Annotated in this window: 18 protein-coding genes; 1 reads left to right on the top strand and 17 read right to left on the bottom strand. The window is 50.1% G+C overall.

Annotated features, from left to right (window positions below; translation table 11 throughout):
* Positions 1-19: 19 nt before the first annotated feature.
* Both cas3 and ACL02P_RS19490 read right to left on the bottom strand, forming a co-directional pair.
* Positions 20-2,437, bottom strand: a complete 2,418-nt coding sequence (gene cas3 / locus ACL02P_RS19495; protein WP_412837897.1) for a CRISPR-associated helicase Cas3' — start codon at positions 2,435-2,437, stop codon at positions 20-22.
* An 883-nt stretch (positions 2,438-3,320) separates the two neighbouring features.
* Positions 3,321-4,157: a YitT family protein gene (locus tag ACL02P_RS19490; RefSeq protein ID WP_009224885.1), complete on the bottom strand. Its 837-nt coding sequence runs from the start codon at positions 4,155-4,157 to the stop codon at positions 3,321-3,323.
* A gap of 374 nt (positions 4,158-4,531) precedes the next feature.
* On the opposite strand from ACL02P_RS19490, the gene ACL02P_RS19485 reads away from it, so the two are divergent.
* Positions 4,532-7,594, top strand: coding sequence for an endo-1,4-beta-xylanase (locus ACL02P_RS19485; RefSeq protein WP_412837896.1), 3,063 nt, complete (start codon positions 4,532-4,534; stop codon positions 7,592-7,594).
* 53 nt (positions 7,595-7,647) lie between these two features.
* Here the strand turns inward: ACL02P_RS19485 and ACL02P_RS19480 are convergent, their stop codons facing one another.
* The 15 genes from ACL02P_RS19480 to ACL02P_RS19410 all read right to left on the bottom strand — a co-directional run bounded on the left by ACL02P_RS19480 (position 7,648) and on the right by ACL02P_RS19410 (position 21,654).
* Positions 7,648-9,168, bottom strand: a complete 1,521-nt coding sequence (locus tag ACL02P_RS19480) for an ABC transporter substrate-binding protein (protein ID WP_412837895.1) — start codon at positions 9,166-9,168, stop codon at positions 7,648-7,650.
* A 27-nt stretch (positions 9,169-9,195) separates the two neighbouring features.
* Positions 9,196-9,957, bottom strand: a complete 762-nt coding sequence (locus ACL02P_RS19475) for a response regulator transcription factor (protein ID WP_009224888.1) — start codon at positions 9,955-9,957, stop codon at positions 9,196-9,198.
* Positions 9,958-9,964: 7 nt separating this feature from the next.
* Positions 9,965-11,692, bottom strand: a complete 1,728-nt coding sequence (locus ACL02P_RS19470; RefSeq protein WP_009224889.1) for a sensor histidine kinase — start codon at positions 11,690-11,692, stop codon at positions 9,965-9,967.
* A 135-nt stretch (positions 11,693-11,827) separates the two neighbouring features.
* Positions 11,828-13,339, bottom strand: coding sequence for an ABC transporter substrate-binding protein (locus ACL02P_RS19465; RefSeq protein ID WP_009224890.1), 1,512 nt, complete (start codon positions 13,337-13,339; stop codon positions 11,828-11,830).
* A 64-nt stretch (positions 13,340-13,403) separates the two neighbouring features.
* Positions 13,404-14,333 (bottom strand): carbohydrate ABC transporter permease, encoded by a 930-nt coding sequence (locus ACL02P_RS19460; RefSeq protein ID WP_412837894.1) that lies wholly within the window; start codon positions 14,331-14,333, stop codon positions 13,404-13,406.
* Positions 14,334-14,345: 12 nt separating this feature from the next.
* Complete coding sequence (locus ACL02P_RS19455) at positions 14,346-15,290, bottom strand: ABC transporter permease (RefSeq protein ID WP_412837893.1); 945 nt, start codon at positions 15,288-15,290, stop codon at positions 14,346-14,348.
* A gap of 170 nt (positions 15,291-15,460) precedes the next feature.
* The gene (gene ahpF, locus ACL02P_RS19450) at positions 15,461-16,990 is read right to left on the bottom strand and encodes an alkyl hydroperoxide reductase subunit F (protein ID WP_412837892.1); all 1,530 of its coding nucleotides are present in this window, start codon (positions 16,988-16,990) and stop codon (positions 15,461-15,463) included.
* A gap of 11 nt (positions 16,991-17,001) precedes the next feature.
* Complete coding sequence (gene ahpC, locus ACL02P_RS19445) at positions 17,002-17,565, bottom strand: alkyl hydroperoxide reductase subunit C (protein ID WP_009224894.1); 564 nt, start codon at positions 17,563-17,565, stop codon at positions 17,002-17,004.
* 240 nt (positions 17,566-17,805) lie between these two features.
* Entirely contained in the window at positions 17,806-18,225 is a 420-nt protein-coding gene (locus ACL02P_RS19440) for an HNH endonuclease (RefSeq protein WP_412837891.1), read from the bottom strand.
* 124 nt (positions 18,226-18,349) lie between these two features.
* Positions 18,350-18,568 carry a hypothetical protein gene (locus tag ACL02P_RS19435; protein ID WP_085169400.1) on the bottom strand — a complete coding sequence of 73 codons (219 nt, stop codon included), beginning with the start codon at positions 18,566-18,568 and terminating at the stop codon, positions 18,350-18,352.
* A gap of 111 nt (positions 18,569-18,679) precedes the next feature.
* Positions 18,680-19,093, bottom strand: a complete 414-nt coding sequence (gene mnhG / locus ACL02P_RS19430; protein ID WP_036625680.1) for a monovalent cation/H(+) antiporter subunit G — start codon at positions 19,091-19,093, stop codon at positions 18,680-18,682.
* Positions 19,077-19,358: a Na(+)/H(+) antiporter subunit F1 gene (locus ACL02P_RS19425; protein ID WP_016313892.1), complete on the bottom strand. Its 282-nt coding sequence runs from the start codon at positions 19,356-19,358 to the stop codon at positions 19,077-19,079. The genes mnhG and ACL02P_RS19425 overlap by 17 nt, the downstream gene beginning before the upstream one ends.
* Positions 19,355-19,834 carry a Na+/H+ antiporter subunit E gene (locus ACL02P_RS19420; RefSeq protein WP_085169404.1) on the bottom strand — a complete coding sequence of 160 codons (480 nt, stop codon included), beginning with the start codon at positions 19,832-19,834 and terminating at the stop codon, positions 19,355-19,357. Before ACL02P_RS19420 ends, ACL02P_RS19425 begins: the two co-directional genes overlap by 4 nt.
* 13 nt (positions 19,835-19,847) lie before the next feature.
* Complete coding sequence (locus ACL02P_RS19415; RefSeq protein WP_412837890.1) at positions 19,848-21,323, bottom strand: Na+/H+ antiporter subunit D; 1,476 nt, start codon at positions 21,321-21,323, stop codon at positions 19,848-19,850.
* The gene (locus ACL02P_RS19410; protein WP_028538600.1) at positions 21,316-21,654 is read right to left on the bottom strand and encodes a Na(+)/H(+) antiporter subunit C; all 339 of its coding nucleotides are present in this window, start codon (positions 21,652-21,654) and stop codon (positions 21,316-21,318) included. Before ACL02P_RS19410 ends, ACL02P_RS19415 begins: the two co-directional genes overlap by 8 nt.
* Between the last annotated feature and the right edge of the window lie 2 nt (positions 21,655-21,656).

Genomic DNA, 21,656 nt, shown 5'->3' with positions numbered 1-21,656 from the left:
CGGAACTCAAGGAATGGACTTACCAACCTATAAAGTCCATTCCCCCCTCCCCCTTCAAATCCACACCGTACTCATCGCTGTACCAATTCTCTTTCAATTCATAAATCATGCCGTCCAAGTGCATTACAATGGCATTATCCCGTTTTAATTGCTCCATCTCTTGCGAGTACAGGTTCACCGTAAACTGCTGCGCTTGTTTCAAAAATTTGGTTACATCTTCAAGCCAAGCTCCGCTGTTCAATTGAGCAATCAGTTCTTTGCCTCCTCCATAAGGCACGAGGACGGAAGTCGTTTTTTGATCAATGACCCGAAAATGCTCTGCTGCTGTTTTGTAGCTGCCATTTAAAATTAATGGAAAGCTTGTCCCATGTTTCTTTCGGTAGTGAGTCACATAATCATTTTCCTGGGAGAGCGACATCAGGAGCTTGGTCATCTCTTTATCTAATTTCTTAACGTAATAGTTTAAATTGGCCTCCATTCGATTGTAGTAATAGCGGAAATACTCACTCATCGCCTTTGGCAAAAGCAAGTTTCCTTCATATTGATCCGCTTTCTTCTTAAACCGCGCTAGTACGTGGCTGGACATCTCCTTTCCGACTTTAATCTCCTTCAGCTTCGAGACGGCTTCCTCCGCATGGTTAATAATGTATACATTCTGCGATTCATCTTCTCCATGCCGGTTGCATCGTCCAGCTGCCTGGGCAATCGAGTCCAGCCCGGCCAGAGAACGAATCACACATTTAAAGCTGACGTCAACCCCAGCTTCTATCAATTGTGTAGTCACACAGATGAAAGGGACTTGCTGATCCAGCATATCTCGGATTTCTTTGAGCTGATCTTTTCGGTGTGCCGCACACATGGACGTGCTGAGATGATAGACAGGCATAGCGGCATCCTTTAGCTTTTCATATAGATCCTTGACCACCTTTTTGGTATTCAGAATGATAAGTGTGCTGCCCCATCCGTTGATTTCCGACTTCACCCAATCGGCTAACGTCTCATTCGTCATAGGTTCTTCCGTTCGGTCAATAAGTTCAACTCGCTTAAACGCCTTCGCAACTTCAGTAAGATTCGACACAATCTCCCCATCCCGCTCCTTCAAGAGGCTATGCTTCACATTCTCCAGAGTAGGTTGAGTCGCCGTGCAAAGGAGGATGCTGCAATGGGCATCTTGTTTCAAGAAATTCAACGCCTCATTAAACAGGGATATGCAATGAATGGGAACCTTCTGTACTTCATCAAACACAATCACCGAATGACTCAAATTATGCAAACGACGAGTATTGCGGTTGCCTTTGGCATAAAAGACATTGAGAAATTGGACAAGGGTCGTAAAAATGATCGGGCTATCCCAGTTGTCGCGAGCAAGCCGGAGTTTCTCTTTGTCTGTAATGAGCCCGTCATCAGCTTCATCACCCTCCTCCATATCTTTCTGTTCTTCCTCGATAACATTGGAGTGGTGTTCTAAAATATGTTCGTTGTCCTGCAGAATTTTTCTGACCTCATCCGCGTTTTGTTCGATGATTGTCGTAAATGGTACGACATAAATGATCCTCTGTTTCTCGTACTTGCAGGCATGCCTGAGAGCATATCGCAGACTAGCCAGTGTCTTGCCTCCACCCGTGGGGATAGATAACGTATAAATGCCGGACGGACGTTCAGCAGCGAATACATCGCACTGTTCCGACATTTGGGCTCTTAGCACGTTGATCGGTTCGCTTGCATTACTTTTATCTTTTAATTTAGTCAGATGATTCATTAAACGACGATAGTAGGTTTCAAATAATTGAAGATGCTGGTTGGACTCCGCTACCTCAACCTGTTCTTCAAAACAACGTGTGTCGGTCCGATCCGCATCAATTAAACAGCTGAAAATATACTTTGTAACAAAGAAACTTTGTGCAGGCGTGCGATCCCAAAATTGTTCCAGTTCATTTACGGCAGCTTGAATATAACGAATAAGCTCTTCCTCGGACATCGTGTCCTGAAAAAAACGTTCAACAGCCAAATCGTATTCAGGAAGGTCCGTATCATGTACTCTTCTTAAGTAGTCAGATTTGATTTCAGGTGAGAGATAGTCTTGGAGGTTAGAGTGATGAGATATGATAGCATTGCCGACGATTTCAGCTAATAGCTTCTCTAGGAAGGTACTTTCTTTATGATGGAGCAGCGAAAACAGTAATCTGCCTCCAGCTGTAGAGTGATCAACCTCACCGCGCTTCGGTTGAGGCCATTCAGGGTGAAAGGCAACGACGTCTATATATTCTTGGAACTTATCGCTATATTTCCCCAGATCGTGAAGCAAACCGGCTAACCCTGCGACATGTTTCAGACCCAACTTTGCTCCGAATTGTTCCGCCAGTCGTTGCACTCCAAGTAAGTGTGCTTTTAACGGTTGGATTTCTTTATCACGTTCTCGTACATGAGCAATATACACAAGCACATCTCCTCGCACATGATCGTATACAATCTAGTTCTATTTTACCGCATTGATTGTCATATTTCACCAATATTCGGGCAAAAAGTACTATGATTACATATAAAGGAGAAGTTGAATCGATAGAATGTGGAGAACAAGAAAGAAGCTGTTTGTCTTGGGGAGAAATGTTCGTATTCCATGAAGGACAAGCTGGGATTAGGGAAAGCTTGGTGACCGCTCTCCGGTGGATACCGGGAATCGATTTTGCTTAATATACCTCTTTTCTTACTGTCTACTTGTCGGAAACCTCCCGCTCCCATATAGGGTGCGACGTTTGAGGACGTGAAAGAGAATTCCTTTGCACGAATTTCAATCCACGTACCCTTACAGGGTGCGACCGGATCAGAGCGCGCCGATTTATCTCGGCAAGGACATTTCAATCCACGCACCCTTACAGGGTGCGACTGCGATTTCACAGATATTTTCAACTAATTATCAACAGATTGTGTAAATATTGGATTAATTTCAATCTATATAATGTTTAATATTGGTAGAAATGGCAGTTATAAAAGAAATTTGTGGTGCGAACCCCCTAGGAGAATCATGTTCACTTCATATTCGCACCAAGTTAATAACATTCATGACGAAATGCCTAAAAAATTGTTCGCCATGAATCTCCTACTGTTTCATTTCATTTTAACTGCATATTGCGAACTGAAACCAAAGAAATATAACCCCCCTCTTCTGTGACATCCCATAAAGCAGCTTCCACAGGTAGATTCACATCACTTTTGGGCAGCCCCTATTTATATGTGCATTATAGCATGAAACCCTGCCAGTTAATCTGCGGTTTATCGTGTTGAAGTAATTGGAGAAAGATCAGCCAATCAAACAAACACTCTCACTTCGATATATCCAAAAATCCCTCCCCAAACACATCCCGCACGTCGTGGATTGTCAGGAATGCGGAGGGGTCGATGGAGCGGACGATTTTTTTCAAGGTGGATACCTCTTGCTTGCTGATAACAATATAAAGGACCTCCTTCGGGTTCTTCGTATAGTAGCCATGACCCGACAGGACGGTTACGCCGCGGTCCATTTCGGTGATGACCATCTCGGCGATGTCGTTTTGCTTCTCGGAAATGATGGTGACGGCTTTCTTGGGATTGAGACCTTCGATCATGAAGTCCATCACCTTCGTGCCTACATATAAGATCACGATCGTCAGCATCAGCTTCTCCGCGCCAATGATGAAATAAGAAGAGAACGCCACGATCAGGTCAAAAAACAACAGCGCGTAACTGATATTCCAATCCAGATATTTATTGGCGATCCGAGCCAGAATGACGGTTCCCGCCGTTGTCCCGCCGACCCGTACGATCAGACCGATGCCAACTCCCACGATCACGCCGGCGAACACTGCATTGATGGTTGGCTCGTGCGAATCGATCCGCCAGCTCTCCGTCAAATGCAGGAACAACGAGTTGAACGCCACCGCAATGATCGTATAGATCGTCGTCCGCCGATCCAGAAATTTGTACCCGACAATCAGCAGCACCCCGTTGATCACGATATTCACCAGCGACGGCGACCACTGGAACAGGTAGTACAAAATGATCGTGACCCCCGTAACGCCTCCCTCACCGAAGTCGTTCGGAATAATAAACAAATTGACGGCCAACGCAAATAAAAAAGCCCCAACAATTAAAACCGCGATATCCGCGATATACTTCTTCATCTTCATCCTAACTTTAAACCTCTCTCCACCATGTTTCTGCCATAACAACCAGAACATCGTAGCGATTCGGATTTCGAAAGTCAAGATGACTTTAACAAGTTAGATCGTTACCACATGGCTGGATTTACGCGTTAGGATAGTCGAGAAATGCCAAACCCAAAAGCCGCCTTAATTGGCCCCTTTCCCTAACCCCTGCTCTGAAGAAGACAGAGCTCCTAAACGCACCATCTAAAATAACCAAGCAAAGTTCTTTAATTTCGAGAAAGCCGAGGCGCCCAGCGGGATGGTATGATTTGTGGCAGGAAAGGAGGAGCCTTCCAATAAAAAATGAAAGCGCTTAACAAAACTATTCCAAGACAAAGGGGAGTGAGTCAATGAATCAAACGATGAAACGTATCTTCATGCTGCTGATCGCCGCTGTTTTACTGCTGCCTGCAGGATGGCCGGCCAAGGTCACGAAGGCCGAAACCTCGGCTTCGGACGGCACGGTGACGGTGTATCATGAGGACTTCGCGAGTGGAATTGGCAAAGCGGTTCAATCGGGGGGCGCGACCCTGACAAAGGTATCCGGCAAGGTGTTTAACGGCAACGAGGACGGAGGTGCCCTTTATGTTAGCAACCGGGTCAACAACTGGGACGCCGCCGATTTCCGGTTTAGCGACATTGGCCTCACGAACGGCAAGATCTATACGGCGCACGTTACGATTTTTGTAGACGCTAACGTTAGTTTGCCAGCCGGCGCGAAAGCCGCGCTTCAAACCGTGGACAGCTATGGCAATTATGCCGAGACCGACTATGTCGCGGGGCAAGCGGTGACGCTGACGAAGGAATTCACCGTGGATACGAGCGTGGACAAGGCGCTGCGCATTAACTCCAACGCAGCTGGCGCTGCGGTTCCTTATTACATCGGAGATATTCGCATCACGGAAAAAGACGGCTCCGGCGGCGGCGAACAACCGCCAAGAGATCCGGCCTTGCCTTTCTCCACGATCACCTTTGAAGATCGGACCACCGGCGGCTTCACGGGCCGAGCGGGTACCGAAACGCTGACCGTGACGAACGAAGCGAATCATACGCCGGGCGGCACCTATGCGCTGAAGGTAGAGGGCCGTACCAATACCTGGCACGGGCCGACGCTGCGCGTCGAGAAATACGTGGACCAAGGCGCCGAATACAAAATCTCGGCATGGGTGAAGCTGATCGATCCCGCCAGCTCGCAAATCCAGCTGTCCACGCAAATCGGTGATGGCAGTAGTGCGAATTACGTGGTTCTTTCCCCCAAGACCCTCAGTACCGGGGACGATTGGGTTCTGTTTGAAGGAACCTACCGTTATAACAGCGTGGGCGGCGAATATTTAACGATCTATGTCGAGAGTTCAAATAATGCGACCGCTTCTTTTTACATTGACGACGTCACCTTCGAACGCACCGGATCCGGTCCGATTGCGATCCAGAAGGATCTAGTCCCGATCAAAACGGCTTACCAAGACGACTTCTTGATCGGCAGCGCCATCTCGGCGGAGGATTTGGAAGGCGTGCGGCTGGAGCTGCTTAACATGCACCACAACGTCGTCACGGCCGGCAATGCGATGAAGCCCGATGGCCTGCAGCCGACGAAAGGCAATTTCACCTTTACCGCGGCTGACGCCATGGTTGATCAAGTTCTTGCCGAAGGCATGCAGATGCATGGCCATGTATTGGTATGGCATCAGCAGTCGCCCGCCTGGATGAACACAACAACGGATGCGCAAGGTAACACGGTGCCTTTAAGCCGGGCAGAAGCCTTGGCTAACCTGCGCACCCATATTCAAACCGTCATGGAGCATTTCGGCGACCGCGTCATCTCCTGGGATGTCGTGAATGAAGCGATGAACGATAACCCTGGAAACCCGACGGATTGGCAAGCCTCGTTGCGGCAAACCCCATGGAAAACCGCGATCGGCGCCGATTATGTTGAGCAGGCGTTCCTCGCGGCTAGAGAAGTGCTCGACCGCCATCCGGAATGGGATATCAAGCTGTATTACAATGATTACAACGAGGACAACCAAAACAAAGCCCAGGCCATCTATCACATGGTCAAAGCACTAAACGACAAATATGCGCTGACGCATCCCGGTAAACTCCTCATCGATGGCATCGGCATGCAGGGTCACTATAACGTTAACACGAATCCGGAGAATGTGCGGCTCTCCCTGGAACGCTTTATCTCCTTGGGTGTGGAAATCAGCATCACCGAGCTGGACATCCAAGCCGGCAGCAACTACGAGCTGTCCGAGAAGCTGGCTAATGCACAGGGGTATTTGTACGCGCAGTTGATGCAGATTTTCAAGGCCCATGCGGATCACATTGCGCGCGTGACCTTCTGGGGTCTGGATGACGGCACAAGCTGGCGCTCCTCGACCAACCCGTTGCTGTTCGACAAGAATCTGCAAGCCAAACCGGCTTATTACGGCGTGATTGATCCCGCCAAATTCATCGAAGAGCACCAGCCGGATGTGTCGGAGGCAAACCAGTCTACCGCCCTCTATGGTACGCCTGCCGTAGACGGAGCCGTGGACGCGGTTTGGAACCAAGCGCCGGCGATGCCGATCGAGCGATACCAAACGGCTTGGCAAGGGGCGACTGGCACGGCCAAAGCGCTTTGGGACGACCACAACCTGTACGTCCTGATCCAAGTCAGCGATGCGCAGCTGGATAAGAACAGCCCCAACCCATGGGAGCAGGACTCCGTCGAGGTGTTCCTGGACGAAAATAACGCCAAAACCTCGTTCTACCAATCCGATGATGGACAATACCGCGTGAACTACGCGAATGAGACCAGCTTTAATCCGGCGTCCATCGTTGAAGGCTTCGTATCGGCGGTCCGGGTCAACGGAACGAACTATACGGTGGAAATGAAGATCCCGCTGAAAACCATCACCCCGGCAAACGATGTAAAAATCGGCTTCGACGCGCAGATCAACGATGCCAAAGACGGCGCGCGCCAAAGTGTAGCCGCCTGGAACGACGCCACCGGCAACGGGTATCAGGACCCCTCCGTCTTCGGCGTGCTAACGCTGACGGGCAAAGGCCCTGTCGATACGACGCCGCCGGTCTTGAAGCTGACCGTTAGCCCGTCCGTCCTTTCCACGCCAAATCACAAGCTAGTTCCGATCAAGGTCACCTGGAAAGCCAGCGACAAAGGTTCCGGCATCGATACGATCAAGCTGGTATCCATCACCAGCAACGAGAGCGATAACGGGCTGGGCGACGGCGATACAGCAAACGACATCCAAGGCGCAGACTACGGGACAGCGGATCAAGAGTTCTTGCTTCGAGCCGAGCGTTCGGGCAAAGGGAACGGAAGAATCTACACCATCACCTACGAAGCAACCGACAAGGCTGGCAACAAGACGACGGCCCAAACCACAGTCAAAGTCCCGAAGGGGAAAAAATAACACCAAAAACGGCGGTGCAGGATTCCAACTCCTTGCACCGCCGTTTTTCAGACTCACCGCTGATTCGAAGCCCGCCAGGCGTCCAGCTGCTTCTGCACCTCGGCCCGGACCTCGTCCAGCCCCGCCTGCTTCAGCTCCTCGTTAAACTTCGGCAGCTCGGTGTCCACGTCCACGCTGCCGGTCATGAGGCTCGGATAGTATTTTTGCCACACCATCTTGATGTTCTGGATCTGGATCGGCATCATCGATAAATCCGGCGTAAACCCCAACGTGCTTGATTTCACGGCCCGGGCGTTCGAAGCGCGGAACTCCTCCCATTTGTTTAACGGCTCCGGATCTTCTCCGCCTCGCGTCTTAAGAATGAACCAGTTGCCTTGCGTATATGTCACGCCCGTATACCCCGGCAAAGCGCCCGGGATCGGGTTGCCGTCGGCATCCTTCCGGGGAATCAGCACGATTTGACCGTTCTTGTCTAGGGTGTAATGCACGCCTTCGATCCCATAGTTAAACAGGTTCCGCACCTCAGGATCGGTGTTCAGCAAATTCAGGAACTTAATACATTCAACCGGGTATTTCGTATCCGCGCTCACCGCCATAACGCCTCCCCGCACGTCTTCGGTCGTCACGACCTCCGTCGTTACGGGATGCGCCACCACTTTGTACCCGCGATCCTTGCTCCAGCTATGCTCGGACAAGGGGCCGCCGCTCGACGCTTTCCAGAACACCTTCTTCCCGCGCTCCAGCTCCTGGCTCTCCCGCAAGGCCGCATCCTCGTTGATGTAGCCAGCCTGATAATAACGTCGCAGCGTATCCATCACCTGACGGGCTTCCGCCGTTTCAAAGATGTTCACGACTTGAGGGTTTGGGTCTAAGGACCGCACCATCAACGGGAGCTCCTTGTCAATGACGTACTCATACCCATATAAAGCGAAGAAGTTATGGGAGTCCTTATCCAGTTCCATCGGCAAATACTCGGGTTCCTTCTGCTGGATCATCTGCAGCAACGGCTCCAGAGATTCCAACGTGTTGTACTTCGTAATATCGATGTTATACTTGCGGACCAGCTCTTCCGGATACATCCACTGTTGGCGCACCGCGAGTTCCTTGTTGGTCGGCACCCCGTAAATCCCCCCGTCGTCCATGCGCACCCCTTCCCAAAAGATCGGGTCGATCACATCATACATATCCTTGCCCGTACTGGACAGATAGTCATCCAGCCGCAGCCAGGCCCCGCGTTTGACATAAGTCGTGAATTCAGGGGCATAGGCGATGTCGAAGGGAGTCCCTGCCGATACCATCGTGTTCAGGCGGTTTTCGTATTCCTGCCATCCGACCTTGATATAGGTGATCGTGATGCCGATTTTCTTCGCCAACACTTCATTGATTTTGTCATTCACCTTCTCCAGATCCGGATCCGGCTCTCCAATCGTATAGTAAACCAGATTGACCATGTCCTTATGGGGCGCCGTATCCCCTTTATCCGAGAAAAGGGAACAGCCGACGGCAAACAAGGCCAACAAGCCGGCGACCACCGCGCATAGGGTCAGGCGACTGAACCAAGAGGGCTGCTGCATAACATCCTCCTTTCCGCTACGAGGAGCCTAGCTTTTTTTCCGCAGATCTGAAGGGGACATGCCAAAATATCCTTGAAACTGGGTATAAAAATAATTCAAATTCGGATACCCGACACGATGCGCAATGCTGGAGATTTTCTCGTTGGTGGTCAGGATCCGTTCCTTCGCTTGCAGCATCCGGTAAGCCATCAAATACTCTGAAAATTTCATGTGCGTTTCCTTTAGAAACAGCTGTCCCAGGTACGTGCTGTTCATGCGAAAACGCTCGGCCACCGACTTCAGTGTAATGTTCTGGGCGTATTCCGCCTTCACCATCAACAAAATGCGGTTGGTCAGCTTGGACAGCTCCTCGTAAGGAATCCCCAGGATCGGATCCGTGTTCAGGTCTTTCTTGTGGACCCCGTCCAATGCCCCGTTCAGGTCCTCCACAATGATCTTCTCAATCACCTTCTGCAGCTTGGAACGATCAACGGGTTTCAGCAGATAGTCCTTCACGCCGCAACGGATCGCCGCTTGAGCATATTCGAACTCGCTGTACCCGCTCATAATGATATATTTGGTTGGAAGACGCAGCTCATTGAGCTTTTGGATAATCTCATAACCGAGATCCGGGCCGATGCGTACATCGAAGATCGCGATATCCGGCATGATCTCTACGGATTTGGCGATCGCTTCTGCTCCCGTTTCGCACGTCTCGATCAGGTGGAAGCCGTACTCTTCCCAATTCAGGGTTCGCTTCATCCCCTCCAGAATCTGCGGTTCATCATCAACGATCAGAAGTTTGTACATCCTGCAGTCACCCCTTTGAGATGATCACGGTAATCTTGACTCCTGCTTCCTCGTTATTCTCGATTTCCATCCGAAAAGCGTCCCCATAGAAAAAGCTCAGCCGAGTATACACATTCCGCAGCCCAATGCTCCGAACAGGCGCATCATCTCTGCTGTAAAGACTGCCTCTTATTTCCTCCAAGCGCGCTTCAGGTATTCTTTTGCCATTATCCACAAACTCCAGAACGAAGCGACCGTCCTCCTCCCAGCCATTCACGACGAGCAAATTAAACTCACTGCTCGGATTAAAGCCATGAACGAAGAAGTTCTCCGCCAGCGGCTGCATCCAAAATTTCACCGTGGATATGGCCAACAGCGGCTCCTCCACATCAATTTGGTAATAGAACCTTCCCGGATACTTGAGCTCCATGATGCTCAGAAATTTCTGCAGTAACTCCAGCTCTTCGCCGATGGTAATAATATTATCTTTATGGACGATATCGCGGTACAAGGAGCCTAAGGTCGCGATAGCATCCGCGGTGTCCACGTCCCGGTGCAGCAAAGCAGTAGAGCGAATCGACTCCAGCGTATTATAGAGAAAATGCGGGTTGATCTGATGCTGAAGCGCTTTCATCTCGGTTTCCTGCTGCTTTAGCTTCAGCAAATATTCGGTGCGGATATGTTTGTCCAGCTCATGAACCATATCGTCCAATTCCCGGGCAATCATCCCGTACTCGTTGCGGCGATACCGGGCGGGGGAATTCGGTGTGAAATCCGCCGTTTTCACCCGTTTGATCGAATTTATAATGTGCCTCAAAAATCTGGCGTCATCCCGCATGTTGTAGCCGATGAGCAGCAGAACACTAATCATGGCCAGCAAGACACTGCCTACGATGGTGATCAGAATGCCCGCTTTCTGACGCATCAGGTGGGACAAATCTACAAGCATCACCAAACGGTAATCGAACTTCGTGGATTGGAAGTTCATGAAGAAGACATTTTTTAATCCGCCAAGGGAGGAAAATCCGCTGCTGCGTGTCTCTTCAGCGGCGCGCAGAACCATCTCCTTCGTTCCGTGATCCATCCCGGAGATCATGTACACTTCGCCCGAACTACTTACGGCGGCAGCGATGTCCAATTTATAACCAAGAATCTTCCGGAATAAGGGTTCACTGCCGATCAAGAAGCGAAATTCCCCAATCTGGCGAGAGATCTGGTTCGGATCAGACAGCTTCTTCCGGTACACAAAGCCCTTCTCTATCTTTTCACGAAAAATCTCATCCGTATTGGGAACGCCAAACCGGAAGCTAACATTGCCGCTGTCGCTAAACCGCACGATATTGGCACCGTTCTCGGTATGCAAGCTGACTTGCGTCAGATCCCCCTTCATCGAGCTGTATAAGAAGGCCCTCATATCTTCAGGGAAGGAGACCAGCGGCTCGTTATACAAGCTATATTCCAGCCTGCTCGTCAGGTACCCTTCCGCCGTGTTCCCCAGGAAATAACGGACATCCGTCATCAAGCGGTCATTGGAATAGATGCGCTGCATATACGCCTCAATGCGATCCGTATCATACTGCAGCTCACTCTCAACCCGACCAAAGGCGCTGACCGCCTCGTTTCGGGCACTCTCAATCCACTGATAGATGAGAACCGCGCAGGTCATGAGACCAAGCACCAGACCGATCGTTACGACAAACACCGTATAGGCAATGAATTTGCTGCGATAGATTTTAATCTGCCAAAAGGAACCCATTCTCGCGCCTCCTTCACCGTTAATGTTGCGGCGCTGATTCCATTGCCCTCATCTATCCCCATTATATCATCATATGGGAAAGCCCGAACGGAGAATACCTCCTCCGTCCGGGCTAACTCAATCGGGCTTTATTTCTTATTGAAAGAAGGCATCGATTTGCTCTTGTGCAGCCTTCATGATGGTATCCATCCCGGCTTTCTTGAGTTCGTCAACAATCTTCGGTACCATCTTCTCCGGATCGGATGCACCAGTCAGCAACTCATAACGGTATTTATCCCACGTTGCTTTCACGTTCGCAACTTCCGTTTGCAGGTTGGTCGTGTCGAGCGAGAAGCCCAGCAAGGTCGAAGCCGTTGCTTGTTCGTTCAGCTTTTGAACTTGTTGCCATTGATCTTCTGGGGCCCCTTTGGTTGTCGCCATGTTGAAGAAGGTGCCTTGCGTATAGGCTGCCAGCGGCCAAGTATCCGAGATCCGTTCAACCACTTTCTCTCCGTCTACTTTCACGTAGTCTACGCCTTCTTCACCAAAGGCCAGCATGTTACGCAGCTTCGGATCGGTATTAACGAGCTCCAAGTATTTCAGAGCTTCCTTCTTATACTTCGAATTTGCCGAGATTCCGTTGAGGGAACCTTGAATCGTAGCCGTCGTGTAGAGCGGACCGTAAACCTGCGTCATATCGTACTTCTCAACGCCTTCGTTAATTTGCCAAGTGATATCCGCCCCTGGGAAGCCTTGAGCACTAAAGAATGGACGGCCTTTGTCGGCTTCAGGCTTGGTCGGAGCATCCGGATTGATAATGCCGTCTTTGTACCATTGGTGCAAAATCTTCAATTCATCCATGATATCCTGCTGTTCCAGCACGGAAACTACCTTGCGGGAAGCGTCATCCACCTTCACGCCAATCGGAGGGAAGCCCAGCGCAAGATCGTCATACCGGTTGAAGAATCCGTTAAACCCATCGCCTTGCGTCAACGGCAATGGATAGAAGCTCTTGCCTTCTCCCGCCTTCATATCGTGGAACGGTTTATCCAGATCCTTCAGCGTCTTGATGTTGTTTAAGTCGATGCCGTATTTCTCAACATATTTGTGGTCGAACACCCAGTATTGGGTCATCGAGGAGTCCTTATAGGTTGGCACGGCGTAGATCTTGCCGTCGACCTTCGTCCCATCCCATACCTTCTCCGGAATGAACTTGTACAACTCCGGCGTCTCGCTTTGCACCAGCTCAGTGATATCCGCCAGCGCTCCCATCGTCACTTGCTGATTGTATTTGGAGACGTTGGTAAACAGAATGTCGAAAGGTTCACCCGTATTTACAATCGTATTGATTTTGGTGTCCCATTCACCCCAGCTAGCTACCTTGATATCCACCTTCACGCCAATTTTCTCTGCGGTGTACTCATTCATCGCTTCGATGGCTTTCTCAAAGTTATCCGGAATTTGTCCGCCAATCGTCCACCACACCAAAGTCGGGATTTCCCCCGAATCTGTTGTCGTAGAGTTATCTGTAGAGGTGCTAGAAGAAGTGTCCGAAGTATTGCTTGCCGACGAAGAATTGGAGTTCGAACCGCCGCCGCAAGCCGCAAGAACGGACAAGAGAAGCATCACAGCACATAGAGTAGAGATGAGCTTCAAAGACCTTTTCATAGATATTTCCTCCCTTTTGAATATGCTATATTCATAAACTGAGACAAACTCAGCTTATTTCGAATTAGCCTTTGACCGCGCCTACCGTCAAACCGGAAATGAAGTAGCGTTGGAAGAAAGGATACGCAAAGGCCACTGGAAGCACGATGACGATGGCCACCGCCATACGGGCTGACTCTTTAGGCATCGTTGCCACCAGCTCGGCGTAGCTGATCCCCAGACTTGAAGCGTTTCGAGCCAGCGCGTCCACATTGCTCATCAGGTTGTTTAACAGCGCCTGCAAGGAATACAGGTCCTGATTGTTGATGTACAACATCGATTGGAACCAGTCATTCCAGTAACCAAAGCACAGGAACAATCCAATCGTAGCGATCACCGGCAACGAGATCGGCAGGATAATCGAGAAGAAGATCCGGAGCTGACCAGCCCCGTCGATTTCGGCGGATTCGATTAACCCGTCCGGGATCGTGCTTTTGAAGAACGTTTTACAAATGATGACGTTAAAGGAGGAGACCGCCAGGGGCAGGATCAACGCCCATACCGTATCTTTCAGCCCCAGCAGATTCGCATTGATATAGTAGGTGGAAACCAAGCCGCCGTTAAAGACCATCGGAATAAAAACGACCCAAGTCAGGAACCCCTTCAGCTTATAGTTCGGCCGGGAGAGAACGTACCCCATCGAGGTGGTGAGCAGAATTCCCAGCACGGTTCCGACGATCGTAACGAAGACGGAAATCCCTAGCGCCTGCAAAATGACCGTTCCTTGCTTGGCGATATAACCGTAAGCCTCTCCCGAGAACGCCGTTGGGATCAGGTGATAACCGTTCTCCCGGATCGATTGCTCACTGGACAGCGAGATGGACAACACCACCAGCATCGGCACGACGCAAATCAAAGCCAGGAAGAAGAAAAGGAGATGAAGGAGCACGTTCACCACTTTACTTGGACGATTAAATCGGTCCAGGCCGCTTTCATACACCGTTCTTGCTGCCATATCTGCACCTCCTTAAATCATCGCGCTGTCGGGATCGATTTTGCGAACCGTCCAGTTCGCGGCCAGAATCATCAGACAGCCCAGAACCGACTGCACGAAGGCTGCTGCCGAGGCCATGCCAACGGTTGCGGTTTTCAGCTGCTTGTAAACCATTACATCAATGGTCGTGGTCACATTAAACAGGGAATTGGAATCCCGCGGCACCTGGAAGAACAGCCCGAAATCGGTATAGAAAATACGTCCCACCGCCAGGATGAACATCATCACGATGACCAGCTTCATCAAGGGCAGCGTAATGAACCGAGTCTGTTGCCAAAGGGTGGCGCCGTCGATTACGGCCGCTTCGTAGTAGGTTTTATCGATACCAGCGATGGTCGCTAAATACACAACCATGCCGTACCCGAGTCCCTTCCAAACATTCATAAAGATCAAGAAGTAAGGCCAATATTTCGGTTCCATGTACCAGTTGATCGGCTCTACTCCCCAACCTGCCAGCATTTGATTGAGAATCCCTTTATCGAAGCTCAAGAACGCCCAGCCCACGGCCGAGACCACAACCCAGGAAAGAAAGTAAGGCAAGAACATCATTGTTTGGTAAGCCTTGCCTGCTCTGCGGTTATGGAGCATTCCGATCATTAACGCTAAGGCTACGGGGATCACAATCCCAAGAATGATAAAAATAATGTTGTAGCCGATCGTATTTCGGATAATGATCCAGGCATCGTTGGACTTGAATAAGAACTCAAAGTTCTTGAGGCCTGCCCATGGGCTCTTGAACACATTGCTCAGAAAACCGCCGGTGATTTTGAAGTTCTTAAAGGCGATGATGATCCCGAACATCGGCAGGAAGCTGAACAAGATGTACCATATCGTGGTTGGCAAAGCCAACAAAGTCAGCTCCGTGTCTTGCTTGCGCCAACGCGTTCGTAAGCGCTTTCCATTTATTTTCGAGTCCATACGCGGTCACCTCTTTCCACTTCAGCTTGTTTTGTTCTGGATACCCTCATTTTATTGGAAAGATAGCGCTTTCATCTAGACAACAAACTTGAGACTATAGTCAAAAAACGTTAGATTTGCACAGCAAGAAAGCCCGCTCAAAGAGCGGGCCTTATCCATAACGCCATATTTTATTGATTGCGAATCAGGTAATCGAAAGCACCTAATGCTGCCGTCGCGCCAGATCCCATGGAAATGATGATTTGCTTGTAAGCCGTATTCGTGCAGTCGCCAGCGGCAAATACGCCTGGAATCGTTGTAGCTCCGCGGTTGTCGACGATGATCTCGCCCATCCGGGTGCGTTCCAGTGTGCCTTCCAGCCATTCGGTGTTCGGTACGAGACCGATTTGAACGAATACGCCTTCCAGCTCCAGATGCTTCTCTTCGCCGCTTTCCCGGTCGATGTAAGTCAGTCCGTTCACCTTGCTGTCGCCCGTGACTTCTTTCACTTGCGCGTTCTTGATCACAGTCGCATTCGGCAAGCTGTTCAGACGTTCCTGCAGAACCGAGTCCGCTTTCAGCTCAGACATGTATTCAAGCACAGTCACATGCGAGGCGATGCCCGCCAGGTCGATGGCTGCTTCTACGCCGGAGTTTCCTCCGCCTACAACGGCCACACGTTTGCCTGCGAACAGCGGACCGTCACAGTGCGGGCAATAAGCCACGCCCTTGTTCTTGAATTCCGCTTCGCCCGGTACATTCATGTTGCGCCAACGTGCCCCCGTGGATACGATAACGGTCTTGCTCTTCAGCACGGCACCGTTCTCCAATTCCACTTCAATCAAGTCATTCTTGCGAAGACTCTTGGCCCGTTGCGACGTCATGATGTCGATGTTATATTCCTTCGCATGTTCTTCCAAGCTTACTGCCAGCTTCGGCCCTTCGGTATATTTCGTGCCGATCAGGTTCTCAATCCCCAGGGTATCGTTGACTTGGCCGCCGAAGCGTTCTGCCACGATCCCTGTACGGATGCCTTTGCGTGCAGCATAAATCGCTGCGCTGGCACCGGCAGGTCCGCCCCCGATCACAAGCACATCGAATGGTTCTTTGCCTTCAAACGCCGACGTGTCCGAGGCACCCAATTTCGCCAAAATATCCTCGACGGACATCCGGCCATTGCCAAACAACTCGCCGTTCAAGAATACCGTAGGCACTGCCATAATCTCTTTGCTCTCGACTTCATCCTTATAAGCCGCGCCGTCGATCATGGTATGGGAAATGCCAGGATTTAGTACGCTCATCAGGTTCAACGCCTGAACCACGTCCGGGCAGTTGTGGCAAGACAAGCTCACATAGGTTTCAAAGCGGTATTCGCCTTTAATCGCTTTGATTTGATCAATGATATGTTGTTCCACCTTCGGTGGTCTTCCGCTGACTTGCAACAAAGCCAGTACCAGGGAAGTAAACTCATGGCCCAGAGGAACACCGGCAAAGGTGATGCCGGTGTCTTCCCCAACGCGATTTACGCTGAAGCTTGGGGTTCTGGGTAAACTCGTTTGCTCGACGGTAATTTTATCCGACATGCTGGACAACTCGTTGACGAGGTCCATCATCTCGTTCGAAACCGTATCAGTTCCGGCACTGACTTTCAGCAGAACATTCCCTTCCAGAAGCTGAAGATATTGCTCTAATTGTTGTTTAATGTCTGCATCCAGTTTCATAATGGTTCTCCTTAGATTTTGCCAACCAAGTCAAGGCTTGGTTTCAAAGTAGCGGCGCCCTCTTTCCATTTTGCCGGGCACACTTCGCCTGGATGGTTGTGAACGTATTGAGCCGCTTTGATCTTGTCGATCAGCGTGCTTGCGTCACGTCCGATGCCACCAGCTGTAATTTCAATCGCTTGAATCACGCCGTTCGGGTCGATAATAAAGGTAGCGCGGTCAGCTACGCCTTCTTCTTCGATCAATACATCGAAGTTACGGGAAATCGTGTGAGTTGGGTCACCGATCATGATGTAAGTAACCTTGCCGATCGCTTCGGAGCTGTCATGCCATGCTTTGTGCACGAAGTGGGAGTCCGTGGAAACGGAATATACTTCAACGCCAAGCTCCTTCAGAGCAGCGTAGTGATCTTGCAAGTCTTCCAGCTCAGTTGGGCATACGAAAGTGAAGTCCGCTGGATAGAAGCAAACAACGCTCCATTTTCCTTTGAAATCTGCGTCGGAAACCTCGATGAATTTCCCGTTGTGATAGGCTTGAGCTTTAAAAGGCAATACTTCTTTTCCAATCAACGACATGATTTGAACTCTCCTTTTATCTTTTTGTTTTCTACTAGTTATTTATATTAATTATTATATGCTAATGATTCTCACTGTCAATTCAGTTCATCAAGTCTTCATAATTAATATACCCGGAATAGCCGAATCTAACCCCAGCCGACAGGCGCGTTCGCTCCGCTGGCGCCAATCGTTTTCATCGTACACTACTGATTTCCACCCAAGGGCCGGGAAATCCTTCCTTTCCGGTTATAGAATTATTTAATGAGATCTTGGTTTGATCTTTGAGCAGCCTAAAGCTATCAAAATATGAAAACCAAGCTTGAGGGGACGGGGAATGGTACCCATCTTCTCTCTAAAATACTCCCACGCCGGGCGATTCCCCCGTCTTGAATTACACTCGCCGCAGGAGGCAATAAGGTTGCGCGGCAGATCCGAACCGCCCTTGCTGGAGGGGATCAGATGATCCACCGTTGTTGCAGGCTGTCCGCACCACAGGCAGGTGTAACGGTCTCTTTTTAGGGCGACCTTCCGATATTTCCGGAACAGAAAAGGGTTGTACAACAACTGAATGGTCTGCTCATTAATCCAAACGGCACGCGATCGATTCACCTCCCGCCAAGCTCGGTCCAGGGTACAAGGGGTTAATTCCCGACCATCTGTATTCAGTACCGTAATCATCACCAGCTCCTCCTTAACGATAGGGTCTCTCCGACAGAGCCGGACATTCCCTCATCCCCTTGGAACTTCGTTCCATATAGAAAAAAGCACCCCTAAGGGTGCTAACTATAAAGCGATTATTCCATTAATCATCCTCCGGCAAGCTCTCGACTGCCGTAAAGAAAACATCAAGCAGCTCCATCCCAAAATTCGTTCTGACATATTCAGAGATCCGATCCAGCTCTTCCCGGCTGTCATACTCCAGGCAGGGACGCCCTTCGCTCCACAACACCCGGCATGTAAATAAACTCCGAACCTTCTCAATGACCACGTCTTGATCTACGGGTCCCCGATGAACAGCCATACTACTTGCCCCTTTTTACCAATGTGATTCCTGCGGCCTGTGCCGCTTCATTATTATCTAAAATTTTAACGACTGTCATCTATGACAATCCTCACATGGGCGAATATCGGCTTAGGAGGTACTTTGAAGCACCGTCTCTTGCTCCACCGGCTCTACCTGATCTTCCCCCTCGAAATTCTCATCCTGCTGGTAGTATTCTCGAAGCTCATCCTGGGCAGTTTCCTCCGCTAACGGCACGCAGTGACGATAGGCGGCACGGCTGATGACATGGGCGGCCACCGGAGCCGTCAGAAAGACGAAGAAGATCCCCAAGATCAGGCGAATACTGAAATAGCCTTCGGCGATGATAAAATACAGCAAAGTGCCAACCATAGCGCACAGCACACCCAATGTAGAACTTTTCGATGCAGCATGAGACCTTGTGTACACATCCGGTAAACGCAAATTGCCAATCGCGCTAATCAAGCTGAAGACAGCCCCCGCGAGGATCAGAATCGCCCCTACAACTTCACCGCTTCCGCTCAATGACCGCACCCCTTTCCATAAACCGGGCAAACGCCACCGTTCCGATGAAGGATAAAATCCCAATCAGCAAGATAAGATCAAAGAACGCATGCGTATGCAGCAATACCGAGAATACCGCGATACTCGCAATTAAATTGATGCTGATGGAATCCAGCGCCATGATCCGATCCACACTGGACGGACCTTTGACGACGCGGTACAAGTTAGCTAAGATCGCCGCCAGTAACAGACATAACGCGATGATCAAGATCGTCTGAAAAATCATTTCCGGGTCACATCCTTTATCGCTTTCTCGAACACGGATTTGGACTTCAGTACCGACTCTTTGGACTCTGGCATATTCAGTCCGTGAATGTATAGTGTCTTCGCATCCGGGGTAATCTCCATCACAACGGAGCCCGGTGTCAGACAGATCAGCAAGGACAACAGGGTCACTTCCAAATCCCCTTCCAAATCCGTCTCCACCTTAAAGATCCCCGGCTTCACATCGACTTTGGGACGGAGCACGTGCTTCATCACCATCATCGACGAGATCACCAGTTCATAAATGAAGATCACAAATAGCTTGCCTACCGCTGCCAATGTAAAGAGGTAGAACGGCTTATTAAAGAAGCGGCGGATGCAAAATAGGATAAACAACCCGGCGATGTAACCGCCAATAAAGTTGATAATGCTCGTTTCATCCTGCAGAAACATCCACAGATAAGCAATAAAGATGTTAAGCAGCACCTGAATGGGCATGGCTGTCCCCCCTTTAATCCATCACAGCATGGATATATCGATTTGGATCAAGCAATTCCTGTGCCGCCTGGGTCACATACTCCGCCACCCCTTCAGCACCAATCCCTAAAGCCAAGCTAGCAGCGGTCAACAGCGCGATCGGAAGGATAAGCCCCTTGGTCGTACCCTTCTCATCATCGACGCACAGAATGGTCTCCCCCCAGAAGACGCTCATGAACAATTTGATCATGGAATATAGAATCAACATACTGGCGGCCAGACCGATGCCCCCTAGCCAATAATCCCCAGACTCGAAGGTTCCTTGAATCGTAAACACTTTGCCGAGGAAGCCGCTGAGCGGGGGAATGCCCACCATCGATAATGCGGCGATCAGAAACATCCAACCTAATTGTGGGTGAAGTCGAATCAGACCACTGATGTTTTGTAACCTGCTGGTCCCCGTCAGATAGACCACCGTCCCGCCGATGAGAAAGATCAAGGCCTTGATCAGAATATCGTGCATCAAATAGTAGATAGAGCCCATCATGCCTTCCTCTGTCATCGAGACCAGACCAAGCAGGATAAACCCAACACTGATAATCACATTGTAGGTGAGGATTTGCTTCAAATCCCCGAAGCCTACCGCCCCAAGCCCTCCAAGAATCATCGTTACCGCCGCCAAGATTCCTATGGTCAAATGAGTGATCTGCGGCTCATGATAGAAGATGAGCGTAAACATCCGAAAGATGGCATAAATCCCCACCTTGGTGAGTAGCGCCGCAAAGATGGCCGCAATGGCGGTAGGCGGTACGCTATAGGAACCTGGCAACCAGAAGAAGAGCAACAACCCAGCCTTTAAGGCGAACACGATCAGGAACAGCAAGGCTACGGTGGTAATCAACCCGTCCTGACCAGCCTCAGCGATCCGGATCGACAAGTGGGCGAGGTTTAACGTGCCTGTCATCGAATATAAGTAGGCAACCCCCATTAGGAAGAACGCCGAAGCGATAATGTTCGTGAAAATGTATTTTAGCGCTTCACGAAACTGCCGCCGTGCTCCCCCCATCGTGATCAACACATACGACGCGACCAGAAATACTTCGAAGAAGACATATAAATTAAATAAGTCCCCTGTCAGAAAAGACCCGTTCACGCCGGCAATCAAGAACAAAAACAACGGATAAAAATAGAGCTTCTCCTGTTTCCGCCCGATCGACGGGAAGGCATACAGCAAACACCCGATCGAAACCACCGAGGTGGCAAGCAGCAGTAACGCGCTAAACATATCGCCAACGAAGCTAATGCCGTAAGGGGCTTCCCAACCGCCGAGCTGCAGCGTCTGAATCCCACCCGTCTGGATCTGGTGAATGAGCAGGATGGATACCGCACACGTCGCCAACAGAGCAAGCAAGCTAAGGAACCGCTGAAGCCGGAGGTTTTTTTGAAAAACAATGAGAAGCATCCCCATGATCAGGGGAATAATCACCGGACCAATCAACCAGTTATTCATGCTCATGTCCCCTTAATCGCTCCATGTCATCTGTCCCGAAATGTTGATAGGCCCGATAACATAAAACTAAAACCAGTGCCGTCACGGCAAAGTTAATGACGATGGCCGTCAAGATCAAAGCTTGAGGCATCGCATCTGTAAAACCGGCTTCCTTCTCGCCCAACAGGGGGGCGCTCCCCCGCTTCAGCCCGCCGGAGGTAAGCAGCAATAAATTTACCGCATGGCTCACAATCGACGTTCCCAACACAATGCGAAGCAATTGCTTGGATAAGATCAAATAGGTGCCGATCGATACGAGTATCCCGACGAGTATGACGATGAGTGTCTCCATAT

This window comes from Paenibacillus sp. MB22_1, assembly GCF_047200555.1.
GTDB lineage: Bacteria > Bacillota > Bacilli > Paenibacillales > Paenibacillaceae > Fontibacillus > Fontibacillus phoenicis.
The sequence above is the reverse complement of the archived record's forward strand: the minus strand, read 5'-3'. Positions and strand labels throughout refer to the sequence as shown.

Excerpts from the sequence above, each read along its gene's own strand:
- ACL02P_RS19490 (WP_009224885.1), bottom strand. The coding sequence starts at position 4,157 with ATGAAGAAGTATATCGCGGATATCGCGGTTTTAATTGTTGGGGCTTTT.
- ACL02P_RS19485 (WP_412837896.1), top strand. The coding sequence starts at position 4,532 with ATGAATCAAACGATGAAACGTATCTTCATGCTGCTGATCGCCGCTGTT.
- ACL02P_RS19480 (WP_412837895.1), bottom strand. The coding sequence starts at position 9,168 with ATGCAGCAGCCCTCTTGGTTCAGTCGCCTGACCCTATGCGCGGTGGTC.
- ACL02P_RS19475 (WP_009224888.1), bottom strand. The coding sequence starts at position 9,957 with ATGTACAAACTTCTGATCGTTGATGATGAACCGCAGATTCTGGAGGGG.
- ACL02P_RS19470 (WP_009224889.1), bottom strand. The coding sequence starts at position 11,692 with ATGGGTTCCTTTTGGCAGATTAAAATCTATCGCAGCAAATTCATTGCC.
- ACL02P_RS19465 (WP_009224890.1), bottom strand. The coding sequence starts at position 13,339 with ATGAAAAGGTCTTTGAAGCTCATCTCTACTCTATGTGCTGTGATGCTT.
- ACL02P_RS19460 (WP_412837894.1), bottom strand. The coding sequence starts at position 14,333 with ATGGCAGCAAGAACGGTGTATGAAAGCGGCCTGGACCGATTTAATCGT.
- ACL02P_RS19455 (WP_412837893.1), bottom strand. The coding sequence starts at position 15,290 with ATGGACTCGAAAATAAATGGAAAGCGCTTACGAACGCGTTGGCGCAAG.
- ahpF (WP_412837892.1), bottom strand. The coding sequence starts at position 16,990 with ATGAAACTGGATGCAGACATTAAACAACAATTAGAGCAATATCTTCAG.
- ahpC (WP_009224894.1), bottom strand. The coding sequence starts at position 17,565 with ATGTCGTTGATTGGAAAAGAAGTATTGCCTTTTAAAGCTCAAGCCTAT.
- ACL02P_RS19440 (WP_412837891.1), bottom strand. The coding sequence starts at position 18,225 with ATGATTACGGTACTGAATACAGATGGTCGGGAATTAACCCCTTGTACC.
- ACL02P_RS19435 (WP_085169400.1), bottom strand. The coding sequence starts at position 18,568 with ATGGCTGTTCATCGGGGACCCGTAGATCAAGACGTGGTCATTGAGAAG.
- ACL02P_RS19425 (WP_016313892.1), bottom strand. The coding sequence starts at position 19,358 with ATGATTTTTCAGACGATCTTGATCATCGCGTTATGTCTGTTACTGGCG.
- ACL02P_RS19420 (WP_085169404.1), bottom strand. The coding sequence starts at position 19,834 with ATGCCCATTCAGGTGCTGCTTAACATCTTTATTGCTTATCTGTGGATG.
- ACL02P_RS19415 (WP_412837890.1), bottom strand. The coding sequence starts at position 21,323 with ATGAATAACTGGTTGATTGGTCCGGTGATTATTCCCCTGATCATGGGG.
- ACL02P_RS19410 (WP_028538600.1), bottom strand. The coding sequence starts at position 21,654 with ATGGAGACACTCATCGTCATACTCGTCGGGATACTCGTATCGATCGGC.